The 566-nt window shown below is 33.9% G+C and carries 1 protein-coding gene; it reads right to left on the bottom strand.

Annotation, left to right across the window (positions count from 1 at the left end; translation table 11 throughout):
• On the bottom strand, positions 1-566 hold a 566-nt coding region (locus EXE10_RS21185), incomplete at its 3' end, for an IS982 family transposase (protein WP_130114613.1).

Genomic DNA, 566 nt, shown 5'->3' with positions numbered 1-566 from the left:
CCAAGCAGGATGCCCTTAAATTCTGAAGTAAGTTCCTCTAGTACTGCAACATCGTGAACATTGGCTGAGGTAACTTTCAAATTAATGATCTCACCTAAGTTATTGATCACAAGGTGTAATTTGAATCCATAAAACCATCCAGTACTACTTTTCCCTCGATTCGCAAGGTTTTTAAATACACGGTGTCGTTTAATTCTAAGATTATGACAAACAACGAGCTTGGTTGAATCAATGATACTAATTCCTGTATCGGTTCCTTTAATTTGATGAAAGAAACAACTAAGTGCTTGCAAGCAACGAGGCATAATTTCAACAAAACGGTTATAGCTAAGAAGTTTAGGAAAAGCAGGTTTCCAAAAAGGGACGACCATATGACAATAAAAGTATTTAAAGAATCTAAATCCAGATTGGTGGAATAAAATCACGATTGTCATGATTTCAGATAAGCTTAAAGCAGATTTCTGTGGCATCTGATTTTGATGAGCAATGAGAGATTTTTCTAAAGATTCATCAAATATTTTGCAAAAATCATCCAAAAGACAAAATAATTCTGTAATATGATCCAT

Source organism: Acinetobacter sp. WCHAc060033 (assembly GCF_004209125.1).
Taxonomy (GTDB): domain Bacteria; phylum Pseudomonadota; class Gammaproteobacteria; order Pseudomonadales; family Moraxellaceae; genus Acinetobacter; species Acinetobacter wuhouensis.
This window is presented reverse-complemented; position numbering and strand designations above follow the sequence as displayed.